This is a genomic window from Candidatus Pelagibacter sp. PS_23, from assembly GCF_059417905.1.
Map to the genome: position 1 here is coordinate 1,174,230 of NZ_CM182071.1, position 26,275 is coordinate 1,200,504.

Consider the following 26,275-nt stretch of genomic DNA (forward strand, 5'->3'; position numbering starts at 1 on the left):
CAATATTTTATAATTTAATTTATTTTTTTTATATATAATTTTGATAAGTAAAAACTATTTTCTATAAATTAATTTTGACATATCTAATTCTTTTAAAGTCTTACAGCCCATTAATACCATATTTCTATTGATTTCATCATGCATGTTTTGCAATAGACGTTCCACACCTAGTTGACCTCCAGCACTTAGGGCAAATAAAAACATTTTTCCAAAACTGCACGCCGTTGCACCAGCTGCTAAAGCTTTTAAAACATGGGTTCCACGTCTTACACCACCATCTAAAATAATCTCTAATTTATCACCAACAGCCTCTCTAATTGCATTAACTTGGTCAAAGGGTGATCTTGAACCGTCTAATTGTCTACCCCCATGATTTGAAATCATTATTGCTGTACAACCAATATCTATTGCTCTTTTTGCATCTTCAACTGACATCACCCCTTTAAGGGCAAATGGACCGTTCCATCTTTTTACACAGTATTCAGCATCCTTCCAATTCATAGCCGGGTCATATTGTTCATTGATATATTCGATAACTGATTTTGAAATATTTGTTCCTTTGTCTGTTTTATTTTTAACATTTGATAATTCAAATTTTTTATGTGTAAAATAATTAAATACCCATTCAGGTTTCATGGCAAAACTCATTAAGCTTTGAAGTGTCAATTTTGGAGGGGTAGTAAAGCCAGTTCTGTGATCTCTTTCTCTGTTTCCAGCAACCAATGTATCAACTGTTAGACACATACCATTAAAACCAGACACTCTACATCTGTCTATTAAGTCGTCCGTAATTGATTGATCTTTATGAACATATAGTTGAAATAATTTTGGTCCATTTGAAATATCAGCAATCTCTTCAATAGTATTATTGGCCATTGTAGACATGCTATAAAAAGTTCCAAACTTTTCAGCAGCTCTTGCTGAGGCTTTGTCACCTTCATGATAGTAAAGTCTTTGCATTGCAGTTGGTGAGAGAAAAATTGGCATATCAATTTTTTTTCCAAAAACAGTTGTAGAAAGATCTGGTTTACCAACACTAGCAAGAATGTTTGGAATTAAATCACAATCATCAAAAGAATCTGTATTTCTTTTTAAAGTTTTTTCATCGTCTGCACCACCATCGATGTAATGAAAAATTGGAGAAGGTAATTTTTTTTTTGCTAATTTTCTAAAGTCATTAAAATTATAACAGTCTTTTAAGTTCATATGTTCTTTTAAAATGATTTAAAGAAATTAAACATATAACTATTTGCTCCAGGATTTTTTGTTCCCAAGCTAGCATTAGAAAGATGATTATAAGAAAAACCAAGTTGACTGTTGCTTACAAAATCTACAGAAATTTGTAGTTCACTTTTAAATTCTAAAATATGACCCAGATCTTTACCATCACCTTTACTATACAATCCCGGTGCAAAGCTTGGAATAAAATTAATTTTACCTAACTTATATTGAGCTTGAATACCTGTATAAATATATGCAGCAGAGTCCGCAGTCACTAATGCGCCCGTTATTGGAGAAATATTACCTAAAAAAGTATCTCTATTTAAATCTTCATTCTGATGTTGAAATCCGATTAAAGTTGATTTTTTACCAGTATCACTGAAGTCAAACATTCCAGAATAAACATTAAATTTAGAACTATTTTCTTCTGAATAAACTATTGAAGACAATAGGCTAAAAAAAATGATAAAAATAAATTTTGATACTAACTTGGAATGTTTCATTTAAATTTTGTTATTTTTATTAGATATTATTTTTTTATATATTATTGCACCACCAAACAAAAATAACAATAATGGTAATAACCATAAAACATAAGTGTTTTTGTTTAACTGGGGATCAAAAATCACCCAATCACCATACTTTTCTCTTAAAAATTGGTATATTTGTTTTTCTTTTAATCCTTCATTAATTTTTCTATCAACAATTAGTTTAATACTGGAGGCAAATTCAGATTCTGAGTCGTATACAGACTGACCTTGACAAATTAAACAACGAATATTTTTTAAAATTTTATTTTTTAAAATATCATTTGCTTCATCTGATTTTAACTCAAAAAAGCTTGTGGCTAAAAATAGGATTATAAATATTTTTAAAATTTTCATTTAATAATTAATTTAATTTCATTAACAATTTCTTGATTGATTGGACCAACAAATTTTTTAATTATATTTTTATTTTTATCTATTAAAAAAGTTTCTGGAACTCCATAAGCTCCAAATTCAACTCCTAGAGTTCCATCTTTATCAATTAAAATTCTTGAATATGGATTGCCAAGGTCATTAATAAATTTTTTTGCATTATTAAAATTGTCTCTATAATTTAATCCAATTAGTTTAATTGATTGGTTTTTACTTAGTTGCATTAATAAGGGGTGTTCTGTTCTACAAGGTACACACCAGGAAGCCCAAATATTTACAATATAAAAGGTGTTTTCTTCAAAAATGTTATCTGAATTTACATAACTATTTGAATAAAAGTCCTTAGCTTTAAAAGTTGGGATATTTTTTTTCTCATTAACCTTTGGGGTATAGGTGTTTGGAGTATTTAACCCTTTATAAAAAATAACAAAACAAAAGCTTAAGAAAATAACTACAACAAATAAGCTAAACTTATTTTTCATGTCTTTCTTTTAAATAAACTCATTAATCCACCAAGGCATAATAGTAAAACTGAGATCCATATCCAAACCATAAATGGCTTTACTTGATATCTAATATTAAAATATTCATTACCCTTTACAAGGTTCATTACTAAAAACTTATCTTCTAATAATGTTGTTCTTATATCTGCTTCACTAGTAATAATTATAGGTTGATTATAAATTCTAATCTCAGGTTTTAATTCAATAGTTTTGCCATTTTTGTCTTTTATTTCAAAAGAAGCAATGATGGAGTTGAAATTACTTTCTTTTTTTTCTTCTATCTTTTTAAAAAAAATTTCACCTTTATTATAATCATATCTTTCACCAATTTTTATGTTGGTTATAATTTCTGAGGATAAAATGCTGTTAAACAGAATACTTAATATTAATATACTGAAACCAAAGTGTGAAATAGTTTGAGAAATATTATTAAATTTTTTAATAAATAATTCTTTTAAAGTTGTAAAGAATAAAAAAAAAGCAGCTGAAATTAAAACTGTATAAAAAAGTAAGTCAGCAGTTAAATTTTTTATAATAAAAAAGGTTAACATTACTGAAATTATAAATGTGATAATTAGTGAGTTCTTATTTTCAATTTTTGATTTAATCCATTTAAGTCTTGGTCCAAGAGACATGAATAATAGAAATGGTATTAAAAAAGGAACAATTAATTTATGATAAAAAGGAGGCCCTACTGATATTTTTTCACTAGATATTACATCTAGAAAAATTGGATATACCGTACCTATTAAAACAACAGCTAAAAAATACATCATAAACCAATTGTTTATTAAGATAGAAGTTTCTCTACTAAGCCAAAAAAAATTATTTGAGCTTTTATTATTTTCTTTGTGAAATATAAAAAATATTCCTAACGATAAGACAATTAGTGCAAATAAAAATATTAATATAAAAATACCTCTTGCAGGGTCATTAGCAAATGTATGTACAGAATTTAATATTCCGGATCTTACTAAAAAAGTTCCACACATACTTAGGGTAAATGTTGTAATAGACAGTATAACCACCCAAGATGTTAGTGATGCTCTTCTTTCTAACACTACAATGCAATGCAATAATGCAGTTAGTGTTAGCCATGGCATTAAAGAAACATTTTCAACTGGGTCCCAAAACCAAAAACCTCCCCATCCTAGTTCGTAATATGCCCAAATTGATCCAAGCATAATTCCAATAGTTAGAAAAATCCAAGAAACTAAAACCCATTTTTTAATATGCTGTCCCCATTCTTTGGTGACATAATTTTGTGTAACTGCGGCAAGGGATGATGAAAATATTATAGAGGTACCAACATAACCTAAATATAAAATTGGAGGATGAATTGCTAAAGCTGGATCTTGTAAAATTGGGTTAAGACCAAGACCTTCATTAGGAATTGGAAATAAATAATTAAAAGGATTAGATGTTATTAATACAAATAAGAAAAACCCGATAATTATTATTTGCTGAAATAGTAAAGTTAAAATTCTATATTTTTTAGGCTGCTCTCTTGATTTAATTAAAAACAAAAAAATAAATAAAGTTAATACTAATAACCATAATAACAAACTTCCTTCATGGTTTCCCCAAGTTCCTGAGATTTTATAGAATAATGGTTTGGTTGTGTGAGAATTATTAAAAACAGTCTCATTACTAAAGTCTGATTTTATAAAAGATACAATCAAACTCCAAAAACTCACAATTACAAAAACTAACTGTAGAAATGATAGAGATAATATATTTTGGTTAATCTGCTTATTAGTATTATTAAAGTCTTTAATTGAAACCCCACAAAGCAATACCGAAAGTAGTAACCCTAAAATTAAAGAATAATAACCTATCTGATTAGCTAGCAATTTATTTATCTCCTATAGCTTCTTTAACTTCTGGGGGCATATAATTTTCATCGTGTTTTGCTAAAATTTTAGTAGCTGTAAAATAATTCTTATCTTTTAAAAAACCTTCAGCAACCACTCCTTTTCCTTCAGCAAATAAATTAGGGACTGCCCCTGAATAAACAACATTAATTTCATTTTTAAAGTCAGTAATAACAAAATTAACTTTATCAGAATCTATAAAAATAGATTGTTCTTTAACCATCCCACCCACTCTTATTTTTTTTTTATTTAATTCTATTAAAGATTTTATTTCAGATGGAGACTGAAAATATACAACGTTTTCTTTTAATGATTGTAAAACTAAAAAAACTGTTAAAATTACTGAGGCTAAGATTAAAGCTAAAAATACAATTCGTAATTTAACCTTTTTACCATACATGGTTTATTAGTTAAATATTTGATGTATTGGATAATATTTCTCTATTAATATTTTGTGATCTTGCAGCTCTAGCTTTCTCAACATTTAGAGAACCAAATTTAGAAGCAAATCTTTTTTGCTCTTTTGAAAGCTGTAATTTAGTTACAAAGTACAGGGCTGTAAAACTAATCAATGTAAATGAAAAAGCTGACCAAACGTAAGCTCCATATCCATTCATTGAAATTATTTCATTTATCATAATCTATCTAATCCTTTATTCTTAACTTTTATCAGTTCAGTATTATATTTCATCAAAAAAATGAGTAATGAAAAAAGGGCAAATGCCGCAGTCATAATGCCCAATGGGACTAACATTGATGGGTGAATTGCCGTGTTGGTTGATAAAATATTAATTGAAGATGGTTGATGTAACGTGTTCCACCAGTCTACAGAAAATTTAATGATAGGAACATTTACCACTCCTAAAATTGCAATCAAAGAAGTAACCTTTACTACCTGTTCTTTGTCCTCATAAATTCTCCAAGCCAATAAATACATTCCATAAAACAAAGCTAAAATTAACATAGAAGTTATTCTTGCATCCCATGCCCACCAAGTACCCCAAGTTGGTTTTCCCCAAATTGATCCTGTTACTAATGCTATAATATTAAAAATGAATCCAGAAGGTGCTAAACTTTTAGCAATTAATGCAAAATTTTTATTTTTAAAAACAAAACTTCCAACAGACAATAAAGCTAAACTTGTAAATATTCCAAGTGATATCCATGCAGCTGGCACATGAACATACATAATTCTTACTGCATCACTTTGTTTATAATCTTCAGGTGAAAGTATAAGCGCTTCCGTTAAACCAATTGTTAAGACAATAATAAATAAAAATAAAACATACTTTGGTGCTCTAGAGGTTATTGTAAAAATTTTATTAGGCTCAAAATATTTAAACATTTTTAAATTATATATATTAAAAAAAGATAATTTAGTTTTTATTATGGAAAGTCATCCTGATCAAGAATGCAGAGGGAGTCAATAATGATAAAAACGTTATTTAACACTCTTGATCAGAACATAATTAAAGATAACAACTATATATGTCGAAGATTTGAATTAATTGTGTTTGAAAAAAGAATTAATTAGAGGGCTTAAAGTAGCTAGAGCCTCTTTTACCAGAAAAAATCTCTTCAATTAAAGGGTGTTTAATTGGATCTTCTGAATCGTCCATTAATAGATTTTGTTCTGAAACATATGCTTCATATGTAATTTCATCATTTTCGGCTAACAAATGATAAAAAGGCTGATCTTTTCTAGGACGAACATTCTTTGGAATAGATTGATACCATTCTTCAGAATTATTAAATTCGAAATCAACATCATAAATTACACCTCTGAACTCAAAGTGTTTATGTTTTACAATGTCTCCTATTGAAAATTTTGCTTTTTGAATTGCCATTGTTATTAATATGGGGGTTTAAAAATAAAAATCAATAAAAAACATTTATATTTTTTTTATTATGTTAATATCTGTCAAGTGAATAAATCTTTTCTTAAATTTGCAACAGACTTTGGGCCTTTAGCCGTTTTTTTTTATTATTATTATAATAATGATAAGAACCTAGCAGTTGCGATTCCTCCACTCATAGTTGCAACATTAATTGCACTAGCAGTTGTTTGGTTTTTTGAAAAAAAAATACCTATGATGCCATTAATAAGTGGTATCTTAATTACATTTTTTGGGGGTCTAACAATTTATTTTAATGATCCAGTTTTTATCTATGTAAAGCCAACGATCATTAATATTTTATTTGCCCTTGCTTTATATTTTGGAAAATATTTTACAAAAGAACCTGTCCTTAAAAAAATTATGGGTAAATCAATTGCTCTAACTGATATGGGTTGGGAATTATTAAACAAAAGATGGATGTACTTTTTCTTCTTTCTTGCAATCCTTAATGAATGTGTCTGGAGAACGCAAACAGAAGAGTTTTGGGTTAATTTTAAGGTATGGGGAATGTTACCAATAACCCTTGTCTTTACAGCATTTCAAATATCATTGATTAATAAATACAAGCTTGATGAATAGAAACTTAAAGCTAGTCGTAAATAATCCTCACAAACAAATAGAAGAAAGACAATTTTTTGAAAAAAATGAACTTAAAATCATTTTAGATCTATATGCAAAAATGGTCTCTGAAGGATCATGGAAAGACTATGGTCTAAACATTTCTAACAGACAGGTTAGCTTTAGTGTCTTTAAAAATGCAGCAGAGAATGCTTTATATAAAATTTGTAAAAACTTTAAACCTAGTAGTAAAAATCTAAAGTATTTAATTACAGACTCTAATGGGAAAGTTTTAAAAAATTCCTTTGATCTAGAAATTTTACTTAAAAATACTAATTGGAAAAACCTTAAGAAATAAAAAGACTATCGTCTTTGACCAAATAATCTTAACAACATTATAAATAAATTTATAAAGTCTAGGTAAAGAGTTAAGGCACCCATTACAGCTTTTTTACCCATCAACTCACCCGTATCGCTTGATACATACATGTTTTTAATTTTTTGAGTGTCATAAGCAGTAAGACCTACAAAAATTAAAACACCTAGAATTGAGATTACAAAATCCATCATTGAAGATTTTAAGAACATGTTAACAACTGATGCAACAATAATACCAATTAAGCCCATCATTAAAAATGATCCTAATTTTGTAAGATCTCTTTTAGTTGTGTAACCATACAAACTCATTGCACCAAAAGTAATAGAGGTAATAAAGAATACTCTTGTGATACTCGCTCCAGTATAAACTAGGAATATTGAAGATAATGATAGCCCCATTAAAGAAGCAAAAACCCAAAAAGTAGTTTGAGCAGCTGAAGCTGTCATTTTATTAATTCTAGCACTCATGTAAAAAACTACTCCAAGTGGAGCAAGCATAACCACCCATTTAAAACCTGAAAGAAATATAGTATTTCCTAAGCTTGTTAATGCTGTAATTGATCCATTAGCATCTGTTACTACAGATAGTTTGAAAAATATTAAAGATATAAGTCCTGTTAACAAAATACCAGAAGCCATGTAGTTGTAGACTTTTAGCATGTAGGCTCTTAAGCCCTCATCCATTACTACTGTTGATTGCTGAGCTTCTTTTACTTTATTTAATATGTTTTGCTTATTGAATTCCATGACACATATATAATAGCCTTTTACTATTATTTCAAGATGTCTTAATAAGATTAAATAATTATGAATTATAAAAAATTAGGAAATACAGATTTAAAAGTAAGCACTATTTGTCTCGGTACTATGACTTGGGGTGAACAAAATACCCAAAATGAAGGTTTTGAGCAGATGGATTATGCTTTAGATCAGGGTGTAAACTTTTGGGACACTGCGGAAATTTATTCTGTTCCACCAAGACAAGAAACGTTTGGTCATACTGAGACTATTATTGGTAATTGGTTTGAAAAAACAAAAAAGAGAGACAAAGTAATTTTAGCTTCAAAAGTTTGTGGCCCAATGAGAGAGTATGTAAGAGGTGGTGGAAATCAATTTGGAGAAAAGAATATTACAGAAGCACTTGAAGGAAGTTTAAAAAGATTAAAAACGGATTGTATTGATTTGTACCAATTACATTGGCCAGAAAGAAAAACAAATTTTTTTGGCAAACTAGGTTATGAACATGATGATAGCAATGAGTGGACTAGGTTTGAAGATATTCTAGGAAATTTAAAAAAATTTATTGATCAAGGAAAAATTAAATACGTTGGTGTATCGAATGAAACACCGTGGGGATTATCTAAATATTTAGAGCTTTCAAAAGATAAAAATTTACCAAGAATGCTTTCAGTTCAAAATCCTTATAATTTATTAAATAGAACTTATGAAATTGGACTTGCAGAAATGTCTATTAGGGAGCAAGCCGGATTGCTAGCTTACTCTCCTCTCGCGTGTGGTTATTTATCTGGAAAATACAGAAATAAACAATTGCCAAAAAATTCTAGAATGGAAAGAGATGGTGATTTTTGGTCTAGATATAATAATCAAAATGCTGAAAAAGCTATTGAATTATATTATGAAATATCAAAGAAACACAATCTGGATTTAGCTCAAATGTCTTTAAAATTTTTAGAAATTCAGCCGTTTGTAACATCGGTTATCATTGGTGCAACGACAATGGAACAGTTGAAAACTAATATAGAAAGTATAGGTATAGATTTAAGTGAAGACGTAATTAAAGAAATAAATGAAGTACAAAAAATTTACCCTAACCCATGTCCATAATTAAAAATTTTATAATTCTAATTCTTGTAAGCTTATTTGCTGTTAGCGTAAATTCACAAGAAGTAAAAAAAGTTGGTAAATTTAAAGACTGGGAAACAATTATTATAACTGAACAAACCGGTAAAGTTTGTTTTGCTCAATCAGTTCCTGTGTTGCAGGCCCCAAAATCTGACCCTAGAGAAGCAAGAATGTTTGTTTCATTTAGACCTGCCGAAAAAATAAATGATGAAATAAGCGTTACTGGTGGCTATGAATTTAATAATCAAAACTCAATTATAGCTACTTCAGGTAAATCTAAATACAAATTTGATATTGCTCAAGAAGGTTTTGCTTGGATTGCTGATAACAAACTTGAAAACAAAATGATTAAGACCATGAAGAAAGGATCAAGAATTATGATCACTGGTCATAATCAAAAAGGCTCTCAAACTATAGACCATTATTCATTGTTAGGATTTACGAAAGCCTATAATGCTGCAAAAACTAGCTGCAGTTAATTAAATGAAATCTAAAAAGAAAATTGTACTCGCATATTCTGGCGGACTAGACACTTCTATTATTTTAAAATGGCTTCAAGAAAATTATGATGCAGAAGTTATTTGTTATACTGCAGATGTTGGGCAAGAAATTGATAGAAAAAAAATTATAAAAAATGCCAAAAGACTAGGTGTTAAAAATATCATTATTGAAGATTTAAAAGATACATTTGTAAAAGACTATGTCTTTCCAATGATTAGAGGGCATGCAATTTATGAAGGTGTTTATTTATTGGGTACTTCAATTGCAAGACCTTTAATTGCAAAACGTCAAATTGCTGCCGCTAAAAAATTTGGAGCTTATGCAGTTTCTCATGGTTCAACTGGCAAAGGAAATGATCAAGTGAGATTTGAATTAGGATATCATTACTTTGGTCCAAAAGTAAAAATTATTGCACCATGGAGAATATGGAAATTAAACTCTAGAACAGATTTAATTAAATATGCAAAAAAAAACAATATTCCAATTCCAACAGATAAAAAAGGTGCTCCTCCTTTCTCTATTGATGATAATTTATACCACACATCAACTGAGGGTAAGGTTTTAGAAAACCCAAAAAATTCAGCTCCTGAGTTTCTTTTTCAAAGAACAGTATCTCCTGAAAAAGCACCTAACAAAGCTTCATTTGTAACTATAGGATTTAAAAATGGAGACCCCATAACTGTTAATGGTAAAAAACTATCGCCTGGAAATTTGTTAGAAAAACTTAATAATGTTGCCGGCAAAAATGGAATAGGTAGAGTTGATTTAGTTGAAAACAGATTTATTGGGATTAAATCTAGAGGTGTTTATGAAACGCCTGGTGGAACACTTTTAATGTCAGCGCACAGAGCAATTGAGTCTGTTACTTTGGACAAAGAAACTATGCATAAAAAAGATGAAATTATGCCTAAATATGCTGAACTTATTTACAATGGTTACTGGTACTCAAAAGCAAGATTTAAACTTCAAAAAATTGTCGATCTTAAAAAGAATAAAGTTAATGGCTCTGTTAAGCTTAAATTATACAAAGGCAATATCACTATAATGTCTAGACAGACAAAAAGTAATGCTTACTCAATGAAAAAAGTTTCTTTTGAAGAAAATAAAACCTTTAATAAATCAAATGTAGAAAGATTTATTAACTTTCATAAACAAAAGCTTCGTTCATAAATTAATGAAAATAAAAGTATTTGCTGACACAATTTGTGGGTGGTGTTTTATTGGTCAGACAAGATTAAATAAAGCATTAAAAAATTTTCCTGAGACTAAGTTTGAGATAGAGCATGTTCCATTTCAACTAAATACTGACATGCCTAAAGAAGGAATTGAAAGAAACAAGTACTTAGAAATAAAGTTTGGTGGGAAAGAGTTTGCTCAACCAATGTATGATCGAATGACAGAAGAGGCGAATAAAGAAAATCTTAATTTTAATCTAGATAAGATAAAGAAAACACCCAATACAGTATTTTCTCACTTATTAATAAAATTAGCCGAACAATCTAATGTACACAACGAAATTAAAGAAAAAATATATCAATCATACTTTATTGAAGGTCTTGATATTGGAGATAAAGAAATCTTAATTAATATTGGTAAAGAATTTAATATTAATGGAGATACAATCAATGATTTTTTTAATTTAAAAAATATTGAAGAAATTAATTCATATATTTTAGTCGCAAGAGAGAAAGAAATTAATGGAGTACCCTTCTTTGAAATAGGAACAGATTTTATTTCAGGCGCCCAAAGCTCTGCAAATTTAGAAAGTGTAATAAAGTCCAATTTAAGCTAAAAATTAAAGGACACTTTATCCTTTGCCTTTAACATATAAATATCTATTCTAGCTATATGGAAGCTCTAAAAAATTGGATGAAAGATGCTGCTAACATTTTATTTGATGATAGCAAAAATGATCTGAGGTCTTTACCAAGATCTGTTAGATTACAAATTTTATTAGTTCTGAGTTTCGTTTGGACAACTGTTTTTAGTTTATACATATTTTCTTATACAACTTTTGCATTTGGTTGGGCCGGTTTATACGTTGCTCATATTGGATTGATATTTGCAGTTTACATGACATTCAAACATTTTCATAAAGCAGAGGCGCAATCTAGCAGTGTATTCAAAACTAAAAACTTTGATCCATTTAAGATTATGGTTATTGTTTTTGTAATTGTATTCATCTTTGTATTTTCTAAGGGAATAGAAATTTTAACAAGTCCAAACCCTAGCTCTTATTCAATTCCATATGATGGACCAGTAAAATCTGTGTTTGAAAAGTGGCTACCATTTAGTAAGGATAAGTAATGGATAAAATAGCAAAAATTTTACAGCTTGCACTAATGTGCATTATTTTAGTGAGCACTGTAATTGCTGTTGGTATGGAAATTAATAATATGTTTCTAAATCAATCTGTAATGCTAGCAGATTTACTTTTAATGTTTCTTTATTTAGAAGTCTTAGCAATGGTTCGTGTTTTTTGGAATCAACAATCAATCAGTATAACTTTACCTCTTTTAATTGCCATCACTGCTCTCGCACGATTTATTATATTACAAGGAAAAGAAATGGATCCATCAGCATTAGTCTATGAAGCTATAGCTATAGTTCTAATTGCATCTGCAATAGTTATTTTAAGATTAAGACACAGTGATAAATTGGGTCTAAAGAAAAGAAAATCTAAATAGTTTAAAATGATTTTTGAAGCTTCAAGGGCTAAAGCCGTTGATAAATTAAATACTTTTGTTGAACAAAATCTTTCAGATTATTCAAAACTAAGAAATTTTGATTTTGGGCCTAGTAATAGATCTAATGTTTCTTGTTTATCCCCCTATATAACTCACGGAATAATTAATGAATTAGAAGTAATTAATAAATCTCTTAAAAAGTTTTCATTTGCAAATAATGAAAAATTTATTCAGGAAGTTCTTTGGCGTGTTTATTGGAAAGGTTGGCTAGAACTAAGACCTGATGTTTGGTCAGATTACTTAATAGAATTAGATAAAATTAAAAAAGAATTTAAAAACAATCAAAGTTATTTGGATGCAACTGAAGGAAAAACAAATGTAGATTGTTTTAATCAATGGGTAAGTGAACTTAAAGAAAACAATTATCTTCATAACCACACAAGAATGTGGTTTGCTAGCATTTGGATTTTTACACTAGAATTACCATGGCAGTTGGGAGCTGAGTTTTTTATGCAACATCTATATGATGGGGATGCTGCATCAAATACCCTTGGTTGGAGATGGGTTGCTGGCATTCAAACTCAAGGCAAGCATTACCTTGCAAGTGAATGGAATATAAATAAATTTACAAATAATAGATTTAAAAACATAAAACTTAATGAAAATGCCAAACCTATATCCAATGATAAGATATATTCTGTTATTAGCAAAGGCTTTAAAAATTCTGAGATTTTGGAAGATAAAACTTTATTAATATTTGAAAATAATATGACATTTGAATTTTCTGATTTTAAAGAACATAAGTTTAAAAAAATTTTGTTAGTCTCAAATAAAACAGATAGAACTATCAAATTAAGTGAAAAGGTGTTGAAATTTAAAGCAAATCTTTTAGAGGATCAAAAAATAAGATTGAAAGAAAAATCAATAAATTGTGAAACTATTAACATTAATGATTTAAAAAATATTACCGAAGAAGTTTATGCGCTTTATCCAACCGTTGGTGAAAATTTAAATTTTATTCAAAATAATCAATTAAAAAATATAAGATTTTTATATAGAAAGTTGGATCAGTTTTCTTGGCAATATTGTAATAAAGGTTTTTTTAATTTTAAAAACTATATTCCAAAAATTATTGCTAATTTTAATTAAAACCAACGTATCATTCCAATTATACCTGCTGTTGCATAAAAAAATTGCAACACAAGTATTCCCTTGTGACCTCCTCTATATGCCCAGATACCAATTAAAATGGCAGACAACAGCAACAAACAAAATCCTAAAAACTCTATTCCAATGTTTAAGGCTACAAACATAGAATAAAGGATTGCCGTAATAACCCCTGCCCATTCAAAAAATTTATTATTCATAATAGCCTTTTAAAATTCTCATAAAGTATCTTAGAATAATTATTCATATCAGGCATATTATTTTTTGCAGCTTGATCAAATTTATCTAAAGCTCCCTCACCTAATTGACTTTCAAGAGCTTTTTTATATTCAGGCACACACCCCCACTCATTAACTGTTGTGTCTCTAATTTCTATATGAAATTGAATTGCATATGCGTGATTTTGGTATTTGAAAATTTGATATTTAGTAATAGGAGATGATGCTAGTAAAGTTACATCCTTATTATTATCTATTCCTTGCACTTCATATGAATGCCACTGCAAACTTTTAATTTGATCTGGAAATTTTGAAAATAAAATATCCTCCTTTTTTTCTTTAGTAAAATTTATATCCATTATTCCAATTTCTGCTGGATTTGATTTAACTACCTTACCACCTATTACCTCACCTAATAACTGACACCCAAGACAAAAACCTAAATAAGGTTTTTTTAAATTAACAACAAATTCTTTAATTGCTTTTTTTTCTTCAATTAGCCATGGATATTCTTGTTCCATAAAAGTATCCATTGGACCACCCATACAAAACATTCCATCAAATTTTCTTAGATCACTTGGGATTTTTTCACCTTCATCTAGCTCTATAGTGGTTAAGTTAAAACCATCAGCTAACATTAAATCTTTGATATAGCCTGGGTCTTCAATCTTTATATGCTGTAAGACAATTATGTTCATTACTATATTTATAGCATTTTAAAATAGTCTACTGAACAATACTTTAAGCTAAAAAGGTTTTTATTCCGTCTAAAATATACTGAACACTTAATCCAACTAGAATAATTGCTATTACTCTTGAAATTACACTAATAACTTTTTTATTTATTATCTGAGAAAATTTTGAAGCAGTAAAAAAAAATATAAAAGTTAAAAGTAAAACTGAAGCCAAAGCAATCATTCCGACAGATTGGTTTGTAAAATTACTTCCCATATCTGAAACAGAAACAATAACAGATGTGATTGCAGCCGGTCCTGCTATAATCGGTGTTGCTAAAGGAAACACACTTACATTTTCAGAATTGAAATCAATGTCATCTTCTTTTCGTTGTTGTCTTTTATCAAACAACATTTCCATCGAAATTATTAATAAAATGATGCCTCCACCAATTGTAAATGCTGGAAAAGATATATTCAAATAACTTAATAAAGTGCTTCCAAGAAATGCAAAGAATAGCAATATGATTGATGCAATTATTGTTGCGCTCAATGCAGTTTTAACTCTTTGTTGGCTGCTCATATTTTGAGTTACTGCTAAGAATAAAGGTGTATTTCCTAGTGGATCAATAACAATAAAATATAAAAAGAAAGTTTGAATAAATATTTCAAGCATTCACTTTTCTAGCATAGTTACCTGGATAAATTCAGCAAATATTAAAACAAATAATAAATTAAGACGTACCTACTTACTTTTCCAATTGCCACTAAAATAATAAAATCTAAAAATCTAACTCTTAATAAGCCTGCAACTAAAGTCAGTGGATCACCTATTATTGGAACCCAAGCAAATAATAATGACCATTTACCAAATTTATTAAACCATTTTGAAGAGTTTTCTATTTGTTTGTCTTTAAACGGAAACCACTTTTTTGTACTAAGATTTCTTGAATAAAATCCCAAGACCCAGTTAACAACTGATCCCAAAATATTCCCAAAACTAGCAACAATTAACAATAATAAATTATCAAAATTTGATGTTGCAATTAATCCTGCCAATGTCAGCTCAGATGAAAATGGTAAAATTGTTGCAGCTAAAAAAGATATAGCAAATAAAGATAAGTAAATCACTTAGAGCACTTTTTGGAGCAATACTTTACCTTATCCCAATTAAGCCTCCATTTCTTACGCCAAACAAAAGGTCTTTTACAAATGGGACAAACTTTTGAAGGTAAATTTTCTTTTTTCATTAAATAGTATTTTGTTTAATAAATTTATCAGCTTCAGATAAAATCATTTTCTTTCTTTCATCTTTCATTTTATCAAAAACATAAACCATCATAGACAATCTAGGGTTCTTTAAAAAAAATTTTCTATTTTTATTTATAAACCTCCAATAAAGACCATCCATCGTATTACACCATTCCCCTTTTTTAAAATCCATCATTTTCATAAAATAACTTGATCCACAAATGTATGGTTTCGTTGCAAAAATACCTCCATCACTAAATAAGCCCATTCCATAAACATTAGGGACCATCACCCAATCAGAAGAATCTACAAACATTTCCATAAACCACTTATAAACAATTGTTGGTTTCACTTCACAAAGGTTCATTATATTTGATAAAATCATTAACCTTTCTATATGATGAGACCAGCCATGATTAACGGCATTTTTAATTGCATGATCCAGTGGAGGCAAACCTGTTGTGCCTTCATACCAAGACTTTTTCATTTTTCTTTCATGGTTGAAAAAATTTTTTGTTTCCATTTCATCAGAGTAACCTTGATAAATTCCACGCATGAACTCTCTCCAGCCTATTATTTGACGAATATAACCTTCAAGTGAGTTCATTCTAATTTTGTGTTTTTTATGAAATTCTAAAATTTTTTGAATGATAATTTCAGGGGTTATCAATCCTAAATTAATATACGGGCTTAATGCGCTATGAAATAAAATATTGTCTTTTTGATTAACAGCATCTTCATAATCGCCAAATAAATTTGATTTTTCTTTAATAAAAAAATCTAAAAGTTTGACCACATCATTGTATTCTGTTGCTAACCAAAAATCATTAGTGCTACCAGGATGATCTTTAAATAATTTTTCAATAATTGGTTTTAATTTTTTAGTATGATTAGTTTCGTTAATTTTTGGAAATTTTGGTATTGATATATCTTTTGGTAATTTATTTCTGTTATCTTCATCAAAACTCCATTTACCCCCAATAGGATTTCCATCTGCTCCCATTAATATTCCAGATTTTTTACGAACTTCCTTGTAAAATGTTGCCATAAAAGGTTTTTTTGATTTTACTAAATAATTTTTAAACTCATCTCTTGAGTTTAAAAACATTGGAGTTTTAATAATATTCCAGTTTATTTTTTCTTTTTTTAAAAATTGATAAATTTTCTTTTCAAAAAATTTATCCTCAACCTCAAAACTTGAAATTTCAGTAATTTTTTTTTGATTAATGATAATTTTTAATTTTTTAAAATAAGTATCTTTAAAACCTTTGTCCTCAATTTTAGAATATTCAAGTTTGTATTTATTTGCTCTAAGCATATCTGCATAAGACCTCATAGAAGAGAGAAATAGCAGTATCTTTTGCTTATGATGCTTTTCATAAGTACATAGTTCATAGTCTTCTGCCATGTAAAAAGAGTGGTCCTTTTTGAAGCGGTCTACGTATTTTAATGGAAATAATTGATTGCCAAGTATAAAAAACAATTTCATAGTTAAATATAACTAAATAAAAATTATATGTCAGAAAAATATCTTATTTTTGGTGCGACAGGTTCTGTGGGTTCCAGCTTAGCTGAACAATTGAAAAATTCAGGAAATGATATTCATCTAATAGCAAGAAATGAAAATGAAGTTAAAACTATTGCAGAAAAATTAGGCTGCACTTATACGGTTGCTGACGTTTTAGAAGAAGGATTTATAGAAAAAGTAAAATCAGACATTAGTGAAATTAAGGGTATCGCTTACTGTGTGGGATCTATTGATTTAAAACCATTAAGGATGGTTACAGAAGCAGATATGAATAAATGTATGAAACTAAACCTTTATTCAGCTATTGAAGCAATAAAAGGATTTCAAGAAAGTTTAAAAAAGAACAAAGGCTCAGTTGTTTTATTTTCAACTGTTGCTGCTCAAAGAGGTTTTACTAATCACACAATTATTGCTTCTGCTAAAGCTGCAGTTGAGGGGCTAACTGTTACACTAGCTGCTGAGTTTGCTCCACATATTAGAGTGAATTGTATTGCACCCAGTTTATCAAAATCTAAAATTGCAGAACCAATGTTAAAAAATCCTGCAATTGCAGAAGGAATTGCTAAAGCTCATCCTCTTAAAAGATTGGGTGAAGGAAAAGATTCTGCAGCGCTTGCAAAATTTTTAATTACTGAAGAGAGTTCTTGGATTACTGGACAGATAATAGCTGTTGATGGTGGTAGATCAAAACTTTCTTAAAGTGAAAAAATATTTTTTATTAGTAATTTTTTTTCTTTTATTTGCTTCAAAAAGCTATTCCAATAATTATACATTCACTAAAATTATAGAGTTAGATGAACCTTGGGGATCATCCTTTATTAACAATGATGAAATCATTATTACTGAAAAAAGTGGAAAAATTAAAATTGTTAATCTTATTTCAAAAGAAGTTACAGAGATTAAACATAATCTTAATTTTTTAGAAGTCGGCCAAGGTGGGTTATTAGATATTATTCACCAAGATAATACTCTGTGGATTTCTTATTCAGAAGATAGGGGAAATTTAAAAACAAGCACATCAATTGCAAAAGCACAATTAAACAAACAAGAATTAAATTTTAAAAATATTTTTCAAGCAAACCCTCCTATAGATTCTGGTTATCATTTTGGTTCAAGGTTAGCGATTAAAGATAATTATATTTATGCATCAGCTGGTGAAAGAGGCCAAGGTATGATTGCCCAAGATCCCACAAAACATCCTGGTAGTATTATTAGAATTCATACTGATGGTCGTATTCCCAAAGATAACCCAAAGTTTACTGGTAAACCAGATTGGTTGCCTGAAATCTATCAAATAGGTGTTCGCAATCCACAAGGTTTAACACTCTCTGATTATGATGGAAAAATATATTTAAGTAATCATGGAGCAAGAGGTGGTGATTGGTTTGGAGAGGCAAAAAAAGGAGAAAATTATGGATGGAAAATTTTAGGCTGGGGTGGAAAAAATTATTCTGGAATTACTATTGGCCCAAAATGGAAGCCAGGTTTTACTAAAGCAATTCAATATTGGGTACCTTCTATAGCTACAAGTGCTATTACAATTTATAGAGGAAATGAGTTTAAAGAGTGGAATGGGCATGCGCTAGTTACTTCTTTAAAAGATCGATCTTTAAGAAAACTAATATTTAATGATCCAACTAATGTGAAAGAAAATGTTATATTTAAAGATAATGTTGGAAGAATAAGAGATATTCAAGTTCATCCGTCTAATGGTAAAATATTTTTCTTAAGTGAAAATGCCTTATGGTTAATGGAAAAAAAATAATTTTAATTAGATAATATATTTTTTAATGAATTTATCTCTCCAATTTTAAAGATTATAGCATCATCTTTTTTAAAACCATACTCCTCAGCACTAGCTTTAAATCTTACTGGTGGTTCCATAATAGGTTCCAGCGATAAAACAAAAGTTCCCCAGTGTGTTCCCATAACCTTTTTACTTCTTAAATCTTGCGCTACATTTAAAGCTTCTTCTGGCGTTGTGTGATAAATCGATTTATCAAACATAGGCTTAAAGTCATAAGCTCCAATATTAATCATTGTTAAATCAATTGGACCATATTTTTCACCTAATTCTTTGTAAATATTTCCATAGCCAGTATCGCAAGCAAACAAGATTTTTTTACCCCTATATTCAATTAAGAAATTGCCCCAGAGTGTTTTGTTCATATCTGTTAGGCTTCTTTTCGACCAATGGACAGCTGGGAGTAATGTTACTTTCAGATCATCATTAACCTGAATTTCCTCATACCAATCCATTTCATTTACATCTTTAAATTTATTTTTTGTAAAGTATTTTCCAAGATTTAGTGGTGCCAAAACTTTTGTATTCTTAAACGGATATTTTCTAATGGTGCTCATATCTTGATGATCATAATGATTATGTGTTAATAATAATAAATCAGTCTTTGGAATTTCATTTAAATTTAAAGCAGGCTCAGTAAATCTGTCTGGGCCAAAAATTAAAGGTCCCGCATTTTTTGAAAACACTGGGTCAGTTATAATTGTTGTATCTCCAAGTTTAATTAAGTAAGTAGCATGACCAATCCAAGCAATATAATCTTCATTTTTATACTTTTCTAAATCAGATAAAACTTTTTCTTTATCAACAACGTGTTCTTTAGGAACGGTCATGTCAATTTTCTTTTTCAATTTAATGAATTGTGTGTAAGAAAACTTCGCTTGACTAGTTCTAACAGGTGATCCTTCTGGATTTCTAAAAGTTCCATCTGGTAAATGATGATAAGGTTTTTTTTCCATAGCAATTAATGATGAGTTATATGCAATAATTATAAATATAAAAATTATAAATTTTCTCACCTATATTGATATTTTTATTTTTGAGATCTTTTAAAACACTCAATAGTATTTTTTAACAAACAGGCAATAGTCATTGGCCCTACACCACCTGGAACAGGTGTTAAAGCTCTTGCAACTTTTGAAACTTCTTCGAATGCAACGTCACCGACAATACCGTTTTCAGTTTTATTGATCCCAACATCTATTACAATTGCATCTTTTTTAACCCAGTCCGCTTTCACAAGCTCTGGAATGCCAACAGCAGCAACTATAATATCTGCCTCCAAGCATTCTGCTTTTAAATCTTTAGTCTTTGAATGAGTAATTGTTACTGTGCAATTTTCTTTTAAAAGTAACTGCGCCATTGGTTTACCGTTTAAATTTGATCTACCAATCATAACAGCTTTTTTTCCACTCAAATTTGGTTCAATTTTTTTAATCATTAAATAACATCCTAAAGGAGTACAAGGAACTAAACTTTCATAGCCTGAAGAAAGATTTCCAACATTCATTGGGTGAAATCCATCAACATCTTTACCTGGCAAAATAGTTTCAATAACTTTTTGCTTATCAATATGCTTTGGCAAAGGTAGTTGAACTAAAATTCCTGAAATACTTTCATCTTTATTTAATTCTTCAATTTTATCTAATACTGTTTTTTCTTCCACAGTCCCTGGGTATCTAATTACTTCAGATTTTAACCCTACTTCATTCGCAGCTTTCTCTTTCATACGAACATATATTTGACTAGGGGCCATTTCTCCAATTAAAATAACTGTAAGCCCAGGAATTTTATTGTGTTTAGCTTTTAGCTCTACGACCTCTTGTCTTAATTCTTCTCTAAGTTCAGCTGCTATTTTTTTTCCATCTATTAAGATCATGTGTTCCTCTAAAAAATCATTGGCGCAATGTACAACTTCATACACATTTCTATAAACCAAATCAATAAAAGTAATATAACCGGTGAAATATCTATTGATCCTAAATTAGGTAAAAAACTTCTTATTTTATTAAGTGCAGGATTTGTTAATCGATAAGTCACCTCTAAAATAGAATAAACAAATCTATTTTGAGTATTTAAAACATTAAATGCAACAAGCCAGCTGATAACTACATTTGCAATTACCACATAAGAATAGAGCTTTAATATTTGAAGAACCAAATAAAAAATTGCTATCATTTTTTCTCAATGTAAATTGACTGACTTGGGAATGCGAATGAAGCTTTGTTTCCTTCTACTATTTCTTTAATTGCAATCGCTAATCTTTCTTTAACTAAAAGAGAGTCGCTCCAACTGTTGCTGGCCGTAAAACATCTAACTAATAGATCTATTGAGCTATCAGAAAACTTTTCAATTCTTACCGCAACACCAACACTTTGGTTGAAGTCCTCGCTTTTATTAATATAGTTTTCTATTTCTTCTCTTACTTTTTTTAACTGTGCAACAGTGGTATCGTATTGAAGAGTAATGGACCATCTTATTCTCCAATTGGTTGTTTCACTAATATTAACTACTGAGTTTTCAGCAAATTGAAAATTTGGAATTATTGCTAAAGATTTATCAAATTTTCTAATCACTGTTGATCTAAATCCAATTTTTTCGACAATACCTTCAATTGTTCCTTCAACTAAAATCCAATCTCCAATTTTAAATCTTTTTTCAACTAAAACTAAAATTCCTGATATTAAATTTTTAAATAAGTCTTGTGCACCTAAAGCAACTGCAACACCAAATAAACCCAGTCCAGCAATAATTGGTCCAATTTTTATTCCCCAAAGTTCAAGAACAGCCGCTAAGCCTAGAATGAAAATCAAAATTTTTAATGATTTAATAATCCAGCCAATTAACTCTCTAGTTAACATTTTATCTAAACCACTTAAAATATAAGAGATGGGTTCAACAATTTGATGTATCACCCAAAAAATAAAAATAGTTATTAAAGTTCTATTAATTGTATCAATAGCTACTTTACCATCTTCTCCAAAAGACATGTAATAACTTGCAATAAAAAAACCTAGAACAATGGGAAGAAATCTTGCTGGCCCAACCATTGCATGGACGAAAGTGTCATCTAGTTTATTGGTTGTTCTTTTAGAGATACTTTCTAATCTTTTAATAATTACTTTACTGATAATTCCTCTAAAAATTAAAAAAATAAAAAAAATCCCAATTCCAATTAATATTTGAAAAATATCAATACCGTGAATTCCCTTTGACCAAACTGAAAAAAATAATTCACTAAAATTGTTAAAAATGTCCATAGCTAAATTTTATATAGCAAAAATTCCTCTTCTCCAGGGTTAAAAAGAAAAATTTTTTTCCACTTTATTTCATTAAGAATTGAAGAGGTTTTTTCTCCAATGCACATTAAATTAGTATTCATCCATAAGGTTTCTAGCTGATAATTTTTAATTACTTTTAAAAAATTAATCGCACTATTTTGCGAATAAATGTAAGTAATTTCAGGCATTTTTAATTTTAATTTTTCGATAAAGCTTTCATCGTATTTTTCAATTGGGTTAGCTCTGTAATTAATTAATCGTTCTATTGTATACCCACTCGAAATAAGCTCTTTGTCTAAATCACTAGAGATTATTTCTCCACTTATATAAATTGGCTTTCCATCAGAAGGTTTAAAATTTTGCAAGATTAATTCCTTAAGATTACTAACATTTCCTTCAGCTGCAAAAACATTTTGAAAACCAACACTTCTGGCTTTTTTTTCAGTAGCACTTCCAACACAAAAGCATTTTAATTTTTTATCAATGTTCTTAATATCCAAAAATTTAACAGCATTAGCACTGGTAAAAATAATTGCTTTAAACTCCGAATAGTTTGGTGCTTCGTATTTTAAACCTTCAATATTAATTAAAGGTAAATGAGATATTTCATGACCCAATGATTGAAATTTTAATATCATTTCATGACAATCTTCTAGAGGTCTTGTAAATAAAATATGCATATTATTTTTTGTAAGAATTATTAGACATCTTTTTAAGAGTTTTTCCCATCTCTATTCCCAATTCTTCTGCTTTATCTACACTTTCAGATGATTTTAAATAAAATCTTTTACTGCCGTCTAGTGAAAAAAGCTCTACTTCAAGATTAATTTTATTCCCCTCAATATTTGCAAATGCTCCTACTGCTGTTTCACAATCTCCTTCTAAAACCTTTAAAACATTTCTTTCAGCTTTTATTGAGCTATGTGTTGATTGATGATCAACTTGTTTTAATAATTCAATTAAACTTTCATCGTTATCTCTACACTGCAAGGCAATAACTCCTTGTCCAGCACAAGGTATAATTTCTGAAGTAGAAAAAGTTTGAGAGATATTTTGATTTAATCCTAAAGAATCGATTCCAGCATAAGATAAGATAATTGCATCATATAAATTTTCCTTAAGTTTTCTTATCCTTGTATCAACGTTTCCTCTAATTAATTTACAATTAAGATCATCTCTTATTTTTTTAATCTGAAATTCTCTTCTATATGAGGATGTTCCAATAATTGAATTTGATGCTAAATCTTTTAGATGTTTATTGTCTTTGCTAATTAAAATTTCTCTAGGATCATTTCTTTCTAAAAAACAATCTGTTAACAATCCTCTAGTTTCTTCAGAAGGCATATCTTTTAATGCATGTACCGCTATATCTATTTTTTTTTCTAATAATTCAACCTCTATAGTTTTTGAGAAAAGTCCTTTACCCCCTACTTCTGATAATCTTTTGTCTTGAACTTGATCACCCTTAGTTACAATTTCTTTAATGATTACTTCTTCAATTCCAAAATCTTTTGAATGTTTGAGAATTTTTTCTCTAGCCTTTTCAGCATAGATTAGTGCTAATTTGCTTCCTCTAGAGCCTATAATAATTTTTCTATTTTTCATTTAATTGCTTTATAATTCATACTTATATTGAGAATGTATTATTAATAAAAACTAATTTAATGAATAAAAAACCCATAATCTTAGGAATTGAATCAAGCTGTGATGAAACAGCGGCCTCTATTATAACTGAAAATGAGCAAGGTATGCCAACAATTTTATCAAGTATTGTTTCAAGTCAGGTGGATGTTCATAAAGAGTTTGGCGGTGTTGTGCCAGAACTTGCCGCAAGATCCCATATGGAAAAAATAGATTTAATCACAAAAAAAGCATTTGACGAAAGTGGAGTAAAAATGGAAGAACTGGATGCAATAGCAGCCACAGCAGGACCTGGTCTTATGGTCTGTCTGTCTGTTGGTTTAAGTTTTGGAAAAGCAATGGCCTCCTCGCTAAATAAACCTTTTATAGCTGTTAATCATTTAGAAGGGCATGCATTAAGCCCAAAACTAAATTCTGAATTAAATTATCCTTATTTATTACTTTTAATCTCTGGAGGTCATACTCAGTTTTTAAGTGTGCAAGGCTTAGGAAATTATAAAAGATTAGGAACAACTATTGATGATGCTGTAGGTGAAGCCTTTGATAAAACGGCAAAATTATTAGGAATAGAATTTCCAGGTGGGCCACAAATTGAAGTGTATGCAAAAAAAGGTGATCCCAATAAATATGAGCTACCAAAGCCGATTTTTCATAAAGGAGGGTGTAATTTATCATTTGCGGGTTTAAAGACTGCTGTTTTAAAAATATCAAAACAAATAAAAACTGAACAAGAAAAATATGATCTTGCAGCATCTTTTCAAAAAACAATTGAAGAAATACTATATAAGAAAAGTAAAATTGCTTTTGAAGAATTTAAAAAAATGAACACAACAATTAAAAATAAATTTGTAGTTGCAGGTGGTGTTGCTGCAAACAAGAGAATTAGAGAAGTCCTAACTAATCTTTGCAAAGAAGAGGAATTTGAAGCAATATTTCCACCTATTAATTTATGTGGAGATAATGCGGCAATGATTGCAATGGTTGGATTAGAAAAATTTAAGTTAAAACAGTTTAGTGAATTAGATAGTCCTGCAAAACCTAGGTGGCCCTTAGATGCAGATGCTGCTTTTTTAAAGGGCGCCGGTGTAAAACTATAATTACCACTTTGGCTGATAATAAATAGCTTAATAAAACTTTTCTTAATTTATTAAATTTTTTAGCTTATTATGAATTATTATTGCAATTTTATGTGACCCTTGCTCTGTAGTATGCACTTTATCATAAAAATCGCCTTTAGAACTTATATAAATCTCATCAAGTTTAATTATATCTATACTATTTTTAGCTGAAAATTCTTTTAGTATTTCATTTAATAAGAATAATTTTTCATCATTTAGGCCGTTATGTTTAATTTGAGTCACAAATATAATTTTAGATTTTTTATTCAATATTTCCTGAGTTAACTTTGAAATTCTATTTTTGTAACGACTATAAAGATTTGCATGTTTTAACTTTAACAATTTAAGATTATGTATTTTTTTTGCTTCCTCATAGTTAATAAATAAAAAATTTGTATATAAATCTTTTGTATTATCTACATCATATTTGAGTGTTGTAGTTTTAAAATATCTCCATTTAAGTTTTTTGATTATCTCAACTATCACACTATTATTGGTGACATAATCTCTTAAATTTTTAAAAATATTATTATCAAAAGTTAGATCATATTTTTCTTCTTGATTAATGACAGCATCATTTATGCCTACATAAACAATAAAATAATCAGGTTTAAAATTTTTTAATTTTGTAAACCAAAATTTAAAATCATTTAGATGTCCTCTTGATGTTTTTCCATCAACAGATGCATTTATTATTCTAATATCGGCTTCTTCTTTTTTAAATAAAGTATTTAATTTTCCAACTATAGTAAGTTCTTCTGGTAGAAACCTTTCATTTCCAGTGCTTCCTCCTAAAAAAACGTGCTTAATATTACTCAACTCTTCATTTTTTGAGCTTCTAAACCCATTACTATTTCTTTTATACTCAAATTGATAATTGGAGTTATCTATTGTTATTTTATAAAGCTCATTGATATTTCTATGCTTTCGCATATGAATTCCAAAATTTTCTGATTCAAGCCAATGACCAAATATTAGCTCAAAAATAATAACTAATATTAATAAGACTAATAAATTATAAGACACTATTTTTCTAATCATAATCTATATTTTTATTTATTAACTGGTTAATGTCAGTACCAATCATAAAAAACTAATTTAGTAAATTCTTATAAATAAATAATCAAAGTCTAATCTAATTCAAACTCTTTTGAATAATCTTTTTTTAATGATGAATCTTGATATTTTTATAA

The 26,275-nt window shown here is 28.8% G+C and carries 35 protein-coding genes; 12 read left to right on the plus strand and 23 right to left on the minus strand.

Annotated features, from left to right (window positions below; translation table 11 throughout):
* Positions 1-54 precede the first annotated feature (54 nt).
* The 9 genes from AC5SLY_RS06215 to hspQ form a co-directional block, all read right to left on the minus strand.
* A complete protein-coding gene (locus AC5SLY_RS06215) occupies positions 55-1,206 on the minus strand; it encodes an alpha-hydroxy acid oxidase (protein WP_020168907.1) in 1,152 nt (383 codons plus the stop codon).
* Positions 1,207-1,214: 8 nt separating this feature from the next.
* The gene (locus AC5SLY_RS06220) at positions 1,215-1,724 is read right to left on the minus strand and encodes an acyloxyacyl hydrolase (RefSeq protein WP_020168908.1); all 510 of its coding nucleotides are present in this window, start codon (positions 1,722-1,724) and stop codon (positions 1,215-1,217) included.
* Entirely contained in the window at positions 1,725-2,105 is a 381-nt protein-coding gene (locus AC5SLY_RS06225) for a cytochrome c-type biogenesis protein (protein ID WP_006997630.1), read from the minus strand.
* Complete coding sequence (locus AC5SLY_RS06230; RefSeq protein ID WP_020168909.1) at positions 2,102-2,623, minus strand: DsbE family thiol:disulfide interchange protein; 522 nt, start codon at positions 2,621-2,623, stop codon at positions 2,102-2,104. Before AC5SLY_RS06230 ends, AC5SLY_RS06225 begins: the two co-directional genes overlap by 4 nt.
* Complete coding sequence (locus tag AC5SLY_RS06235) at positions 2,620-4,497, minus strand: heme lyase CcmF/NrfE family subunit (protein WP_494598752.1); 1,878 nt, start codon at positions 4,495-4,497, stop codon at positions 2,620-2,622. The genes AC5SLY_RS06230 and AC5SLY_RS06235 overlap by 4 nt, the downstream gene beginning before the upstream one ends.
* A 1-nt stretch (position 4,498) precedes the next feature.
* The gene (gene ccmE / locus AC5SLY_RS06240) at positions 4,499-4,918 is read right to left on the minus strand and encodes a cytochrome c maturation protein CcmE (protein WP_006997627.1); all 420 of its coding nucleotides are present in this window, start codon (positions 4,916-4,918) and stop codon (positions 4,499-4,501) included.
* 10 nt (positions 4,919-4,928) lie between these two features.
* Positions 4,929-5,156, minus strand: a complete 228-nt coding sequence (locus AC5SLY_RS06245) for a heme exporter protein CcmD (RefSeq protein WP_011281601.1) — start codon at positions 5,154-5,156, stop codon at positions 4,929-4,931.
* On the minus strand, positions 5,153-5,863 hold the full coding sequence (ccmC, locus tag AC5SLY_RS06250; protein ID WP_494598753.1) for a heme ABC transporter permease CcmC: 711 nt from the start codon (positions 5,861-5,863) through the stop codon (positions 5,153-5,155). The genes AC5SLY_RS06245 and ccmC overlap by 4 nt, the downstream gene beginning before the upstream one ends.
* A gap of 181 nt (positions 5,864-6,044) precedes the next feature.
* Positions 6,045-6,365, minus strand: coding sequence for a heat shock protein HspQ (gene hspQ / locus AC5SLY_RS06255; protein ID WP_006997624.1), 321 nt, complete (start codon positions 6,363-6,365; stop codon positions 6,045-6,047).
* A gap of 78 nt (positions 6,366-6,443) precedes the next feature.
* Between hspQ and AC5SLY_RS06260 the strand changes: the two genes are divergently transcribed.
* Both AC5SLY_RS06260 and AC5SLY_RS06265 read left to right on the plus strand, forming a co-directional pair.
* Positions 6,444-6,995, plus strand: a complete 552-nt coding sequence (locus AC5SLY_RS06260) for a septation protein A (RefSeq protein WP_494587291.1) — start codon at positions 6,444-6,446, stop codon at positions 6,993-6,995.
* On the plus strand, positions 6,988-7,332 hold the full coding sequence (locus AC5SLY_RS06265; protein ID WP_020168913.1) for a DUF2794 domain-containing protein: 345 nt from the start codon (positions 6,988-6,990) through the stop codon (positions 7,330-7,332). Before AC5SLY_RS06260 ends, AC5SLY_RS06265 begins: the two co-directional genes overlap by 8 nt.
* Positions 7,333-7,337: 5 nt before the next feature.
* On the opposite strand, the gene AC5SLY_RS06270 is transcribed toward AC5SLY_RS06265, so the two are convergent.
* Positions 7,338-8,099 (minus strand): Bax inhibitor-1/YccA family protein, encoded by a 762-nt coding sequence (locus AC5SLY_RS06270; RefSeq protein WP_020168914.1) that lies wholly within the window; start codon positions 8,097-8,099, stop codon positions 7,338-7,340.
* Between the two features lie 60 nt (positions 8,100-8,159).
* Here AC5SLY_RS06270 and AC5SLY_RS06275 point away from each other — a divergent pair, with 60 nt between their 5' ends.
* The 7 genes from AC5SLY_RS06275 to AC5SLY_RS06305 are packed head-to-tail and all read left to right on the plus strand — an operon-like array spanning position 8,160 to position 13,552.
* On the plus strand, positions 8,160-9,197 hold the full coding sequence (locus tag AC5SLY_RS06275; RefSeq protein WP_011281605.1) for an aldo/keto reductase: 1,038 nt from the start codon (positions 8,160-8,162) through the stop codon (positions 9,195-9,197).
* Complete coding sequence (locus AC5SLY_RS06280; protein ID WP_020168915.1) at positions 9,188-9,694, plus strand: invasion associated locus B family protein; 507 nt, start codon at positions 9,188-9,190, stop codon at positions 9,692-9,694. The genes AC5SLY_RS06275 and AC5SLY_RS06280 overlap by 10 nt, the downstream gene beginning before the upstream one ends.
* Positions 9,695-9,698: 4 nt before the next feature.
* Positions 9,699-10,886, plus strand: a complete 1,188-nt coding sequence (locus tag AC5SLY_RS06285; protein ID WP_018413648.1) for an argininosuccinate synthase — start codon at positions 9,699-9,701, stop codon at positions 10,884-10,886.
* A 4-nt stretch (positions 10,887-10,890) separates the two neighbouring features.
* Positions 10,891-11,508 carry a DsbA family oxidoreductase gene (locus tag AC5SLY_RS06290; RefSeq protein ID WP_011281608.1) on the plus strand — a complete coding sequence of 206 codons (618 nt, stop codon included), beginning with the start codon at positions 10,891-10,893 and terminating at the stop codon, positions 11,506-11,508.
* Between the two features lie 56 nt (positions 11,509-11,564).
* Entirely contained in the window at positions 11,565-12,023 is a 459-nt protein-coding gene (locus tag AC5SLY_RS06295) for a membrane protein (protein WP_011281609.1), read from the plus strand.
* Positions 12,023-12,403 carry a phosphate-starvation-inducible PsiE family protein gene (locus AC5SLY_RS06300; RefSeq protein WP_011281610.1) on the plus strand — a complete coding sequence of 127 codons (381 nt, stop codon included), beginning with the start codon at positions 12,023-12,025 and terminating at the stop codon, positions 12,401-12,403. Before AC5SLY_RS06295 ends, AC5SLY_RS06300 begins: the two co-directional genes overlap by 1 nt.
* Before the next feature lie 6 nt (positions 12,404-12,409).
* Positions 12,410-13,552, plus strand: coding sequence for an FAD-binding domain-containing protein (locus AC5SLY_RS06305; RefSeq protein ID WP_494598754.1), 1,143 nt, complete (start codon positions 12,410-12,412; stop codon positions 13,550-13,552).
* On the opposite strand, the gene AC5SLY_RS06310 is transcribed toward AC5SLY_RS06305, so the two are convergent.
* The 6 genes from AC5SLY_RS06310 to AC5SLY_RS06335 are packed head-to-tail and all read right to left on the minus strand — an operon-like array spanning position 13,549 to position 17,202.
* Positions 13,549-13,770: a hypothetical protein gene (locus AC5SLY_RS06310; RefSeq protein ID WP_011281612.1), complete on the minus strand. Its 222-nt coding sequence runs from the start codon at positions 13,768-13,770 to the stop codon at positions 13,549-13,551. The two genes, AC5SLY_RS06305 and AC5SLY_RS06310, sit on opposite strands and share 4 nt — an antisense overlap.
* Entirely contained in the window at positions 13,767-14,486 is a 720-nt protein-coding gene (locus AC5SLY_RS06315; protein ID WP_494598755.1) for a type 1 glutamine amidotransferase, read from the minus strand. Before AC5SLY_RS06315 ends, AC5SLY_RS06310 begins: the two co-directional genes overlap by 4 nt.
* A 43-nt stretch (positions 14,487-14,529) precedes the next feature.
* Positions 14,530-15,138, minus strand: a complete 609-nt coding sequence (locus AC5SLY_RS06320) for a MarC family protein (protein ID WP_018413652.1) — start codon at positions 15,136-15,138, stop codon at positions 14,530-14,532.
* Between the two features lie 41 nt (positions 15,139-15,179).
* Positions 15,180-15,593 (minus strand): YqaA family protein, encoded by a 414-nt coding sequence (locus tag AC5SLY_RS06325; RefSeq protein ID WP_020168920.1) that lies wholly within the window; start codon positions 15,591-15,593, stop codon positions 15,180-15,182.
* Positions 15,590-15,712: a DUF2256 domain-containing protein gene (locus AC5SLY_RS06330; RefSeq protein ID WP_494598756.1), complete on the minus strand. Its 123-nt coding sequence runs from the start codon at positions 15,710-15,712 to the stop codon at positions 15,590-15,592. The genes AC5SLY_RS06325 and AC5SLY_RS06330 overlap by 4 nt, the downstream gene beginning before the upstream one ends.
* Positions 15,712-17,202, minus strand: a complete 1,491-nt coding sequence (locus tag AC5SLY_RS06335; protein WP_494598757.1) for a cryptochrome/photolyase family protein — start codon at positions 17,200-17,202, stop codon at positions 15,712-15,714. Before AC5SLY_RS06335 ends, AC5SLY_RS06330 begins: the two co-directional genes overlap by 1 nt.
* 27 nt (positions 17,203-17,229) lie before the next feature.
* On the opposite strand from AC5SLY_RS06335, the gene AC5SLY_RS06340 reads away from it, so the two are divergent.
* Entirely contained in the window at positions 17,230-17,940 is a 711-nt protein-coding gene (locus AC5SLY_RS06340; RefSeq protein ID WP_011281617.1) for an SDR family NAD(P)-dependent oxidoreductase, read from the plus strand.
* Positions 17,915-19,006, plus strand: coding sequence for a PQQ-dependent sugar dehydrogenase (locus tag AC5SLY_RS06345; protein ID WP_494598758.1), 1,092 nt, complete (start codon positions 17,915-17,917; stop codon positions 19,004-19,006). The genes AC5SLY_RS06340 and AC5SLY_RS06345 overlap by 26 nt, the downstream gene beginning before the upstream one ends.
* 2 nt (positions 19,007-19,008) lie before the next feature.
* On the opposite strand, the gene AC5SLY_RS06350 is transcribed toward AC5SLY_RS06345, so the two are convergent.
* The 6 genes from AC5SLY_RS06350 to hemC are packed head-to-tail and all read right to left on the minus strand — an operon-like array spanning position 19,009 to position 23,928.
* Positions 19,009-20,061: an MBL fold metallo-hydrolase gene (locus AC5SLY_RS06350; RefSeq protein ID WP_494598759.1), complete on the minus strand. Its 1,053-nt coding sequence runs from the start codon at positions 20,059-20,061 to the stop codon at positions 19,009-19,011.
* Between the two features lie 14 nt (positions 20,062-20,075).
* A complete protein-coding gene (locus AC5SLY_RS06355; RefSeq protein ID WP_494598760.1) occupies positions 20,076-20,921 on the minus strand; it encodes a bifunctional 5,10-methylenetetrahydrofolate dehydrogenase/5,10-methenyltetrahydrofolate cyclohydrolase in 846 nt (281 codons plus the stop codon).
* Between the two features lie 8 nt (positions 20,922-20,929).
* Entirely contained in the window at positions 20,930-21,220 is a 291-nt protein-coding gene (locus AC5SLY_RS06360; RefSeq protein ID WP_006997601.1) for a YggT family protein, read from the minus strand.
* The gene (locus AC5SLY_RS06365; RefSeq protein WP_494598761.1) at positions 21,217-22,302 is read right to left on the minus strand and encodes a mechanosensitive ion channel family protein; all 1,086 of its coding nucleotides are present in this window, start codon (positions 22,300-22,302) and stop codon (positions 21,217-21,219) included. Before AC5SLY_RS06365 ends, AC5SLY_RS06360 begins: the two co-directional genes overlap by 4 nt.
* A gap of 2 nt (positions 22,303-22,304) precedes the next feature.
* Positions 22,305-23,003 (minus strand): uroporphyrinogen-III synthase, encoded by a 699-nt coding sequence (locus AC5SLY_RS06370; RefSeq protein WP_494598762.1) that lies wholly within the window; start codon positions 23,001-23,003, stop codon positions 22,305-22,307.
* 1 nt (position 23,004) lies between these two features.
* Positions 23,005-23,928, minus strand: a complete 924-nt coding sequence (gene hemC / locus AC5SLY_RS06375; protein ID WP_006997598.1) for a hydroxymethylbilane synthase — start codon at positions 23,926-23,928, stop codon at positions 23,005-23,007.
* Positions 23,929-23,987: 59 nt separating this feature from the next.
* Here hemC and tsaD point away from each other — a divergent pair, with 59 nt between their 5' ends.
* Positions 23,988-25,061 carry a tRNA (adenosine(37)-N6)-threonylcarbamoyltransferase complex transferase subunit TsaD gene (gene tsaD, locus AC5SLY_RS06380; protein ID WP_494598763.1) on the plus strand — a complete coding sequence of 358 codons (1,074 nt, stop codon included), beginning with the start codon at positions 23,988-23,990 and terminating at the stop codon, positions 25,059-25,061.
* Positions 25,062-25,103: 42 nt separating this feature from the next.
* On the opposite strand, the gene AC5SLY_RS06385 is transcribed toward tsaD, so the two are convergent.
* Positions 25,104-26,123: an SGNH/GDSL hydrolase family protein gene (locus tag AC5SLY_RS06385; RefSeq protein ID WP_494598764.1), complete on the minus strand. Its 1,020-nt coding sequence runs from the start codon at positions 26,121-26,123 to the stop codon at positions 25,104-25,106.
* Between the last annotated feature and the right edge of the window lie 152 nt (positions 26,124-26,275).

Excerpts from the sequence above, each read along its gene's own strand:
- AC5SLY_RS06215 (WP_020168907.1), bottom strand. The coding sequence starts at position 1,206 with ATGAACTTAAAAGACTGTTATAATTTTAATGACTTTAGAAAATTAGCA.
- AC5SLY_RS06220 (WP_020168908.1), bottom strand. The coding sequence starts at position 1,724 with ATGAAACATTCCAAGTTAGTATCAAAATTTATTTTTATCATTTTTTTT.
- AC5SLY_RS06225 (WP_006997630.1), bottom strand. The coding sequence starts at position 2,105 with ATGAAAATTTTAAAAATATTTATAATCCTATTTTTAGCCACAAGCTTT.
- AC5SLY_RS06230 (WP_020168909.1), bottom strand. The coding sequence starts at position 2,623 with ATGAAAAATAAGTTTAGCTTATTTGTTGTAGTTATTTTCTTAAGCTTT.
- ccmE (WP_006997627.1), bottom strand. The coding sequence starts at position 4,918 with ATGTATGGTAAAAAGGTTAAATTACGAATTGTATTTTTAGCTTTAATC.
- AC5SLY_RS06245 (WP_011281601.1), bottom strand. The coding sequence starts at position 5,156 with ATGATAAATGAAATAATTTCAATGAATGGATATGGAGCTTACGTTTGG.
- ccmC (WP_494598753.1), bottom strand. The coding sequence starts at position 5,863 with ATGTTTAAATATTTTGAGCCTAATAAAATTTTTACAATAACCTCTAGA.
- hspQ (WP_006997624.1), bottom strand. The coding sequence starts at position 6,365 with ATGGCAATTCAAAAAGCAAAATTTTCAATAGGAGACATTGTAAAACAT.
- AC5SLY_RS06265 (WP_020168913.1), top strand. The coding sequence starts at position 6,988 with ATGAATAGAAACTTAAAGCTAGTCGTAAATAATCCTCACAAACAAATA.
- AC5SLY_RS06270 (WP_020168914.1), bottom strand. The coding sequence starts at position 8,099 with ATGGAATTCAATAAGCAAAACATATTAAATAAAGTAAAAGAAGCTCAG.
- AC5SLY_RS06275 (WP_011281605.1), top strand. The coding sequence starts at position 8,160 with ATGAATTATAAAAAATTAGGAAATACAGATTTAAAAGTAAGCACTATT.
- AC5SLY_RS06280 (WP_020168915.1), top strand. The coding sequence starts at position 9,188 with ATGTCCATAATTAAAAATTTTATAATTCTAATTCTTGTAAGCTTATTT.
- AC5SLY_RS06285 (WP_018413648.1), top strand. The coding sequence starts at position 9,699 with ATGAAATCTAAAAAGAAAATTGTACTCGCATATTCTGGCGGACTAGAC.
- AC5SLY_RS06290 (WP_011281608.1), top strand. The coding sequence starts at position 10,891 with ATGAAAATAAAAGTATTTGCTGACACAATTTGTGGGTGGTGTTTTATT.
- AC5SLY_RS06295 (WP_011281609.1), top strand. The coding sequence starts at position 11,565 with ATGGAAGCTCTAAAAAATTGGATGAAAGATGCTGCTAACATTTTATTT.
- AC5SLY_RS06300 (WP_011281610.1), top strand. The coding sequence starts at position 12,023 with ATGGATAAAATAGCAAAAATTTTACAGCTTGCACTAATGTGCATTATT.
- AC5SLY_RS06305 (WP_494598754.1), top strand. The coding sequence starts at position 12,410 with ATGATTTTTGAAGCTTCAAGGGCTAAAGCCGTTGATAAATTAAATACT.
- AC5SLY_RS06310 (WP_011281612.1), bottom strand. The coding sequence starts at position 13,770 with ATGAATAATAAATTTTTTGAATGGGCAGGGGTTATTACGGCAATCCTT.
- AC5SLY_RS06315 (WP_494598755.1), bottom strand. The coding sequence starts at position 14,486 with ATGAACATAATTGTCTTACAGCATATAAAGATTGAAGACCCAGGCTAT.
- AC5SLY_RS06320 (WP_018413652.1), bottom strand. The coding sequence starts at position 15,138 with ATGCTTGAAATATTTATTCAAACTTTCTTTTTATATTTTATTGTTATT.
- AC5SLY_RS06330 (WP_494598756.1), bottom strand. The coding sequence starts at position 15,712 with ATGAAAAAAGAAAATTTACCTTCAAAAGTTTGTCCCATTTGTAAAAGA.
- AC5SLY_RS06335 (WP_494598757.1), bottom strand. The coding sequence starts at position 17,202 with ATGAAATTGTTTTTTATACTTGGCAATCAATTATTTCCATTAAAATAC.
- AC5SLY_RS06340 (WP_011281617.1), top strand. The coding sequence starts at position 17,230 with ATGTCAGAAAAATATCTTATTTTTGGTGCGACAGGTTCTGTGGGTTCC.
- AC5SLY_RS06345 (WP_494598758.1), top strand. The coding sequence starts at position 17,915 with ATGGTGGTAGATCAAAACTTTCTTAAAGTGAAAAAATATTTTTTATTA.
- AC5SLY_RS06355 (WP_494598760.1), bottom strand. The coding sequence starts at position 20,921 with ATGATCTTAATAGATGGAAAAAAAATAGCAGCTGAACTTAGAGAAGAA.
- AC5SLY_RS06360 (WP_006997601.1), bottom strand. The coding sequence starts at position 21,220 with ATGATAGCAATTTTTTATTTGGTTCTTCAAATATTAAAGCTCTATTCT.
- AC5SLY_RS06365 (WP_494598761.1), bottom strand. The coding sequence starts at position 22,302 with ATGGACATTTTTAACAATTTTAGTGAATTATTTTTTTCAGTTTGGTCA.
- AC5SLY_RS06370 (WP_494598762.1), bottom strand. The coding sequence starts at position 23,003 with ATGCATATTTTATTTACAAGACCTCTAGAAGATTGTCATGAAATGATA.
- hemC (WP_006997598.1), bottom strand. The coding sequence starts at position 23,928 with ATGAAAAATAGAAAAATTATTATAGGCTCTAGAGGAAGCAAATTAGCA.
- tsaD (WP_494598763.1), top strand. The coding sequence starts at position 23,988 with ATGAATAAAAAACCCATAATCTTAGGAATTGAATCAAGCTGTGATGAA.
- AC5SLY_RS06385 (WP_494598764.1), bottom strand. The coding sequence starts at position 26,123 with ATGATTAGAAAAATAGTGTCTTATAATTTATTAGTCTTATTAATATTA.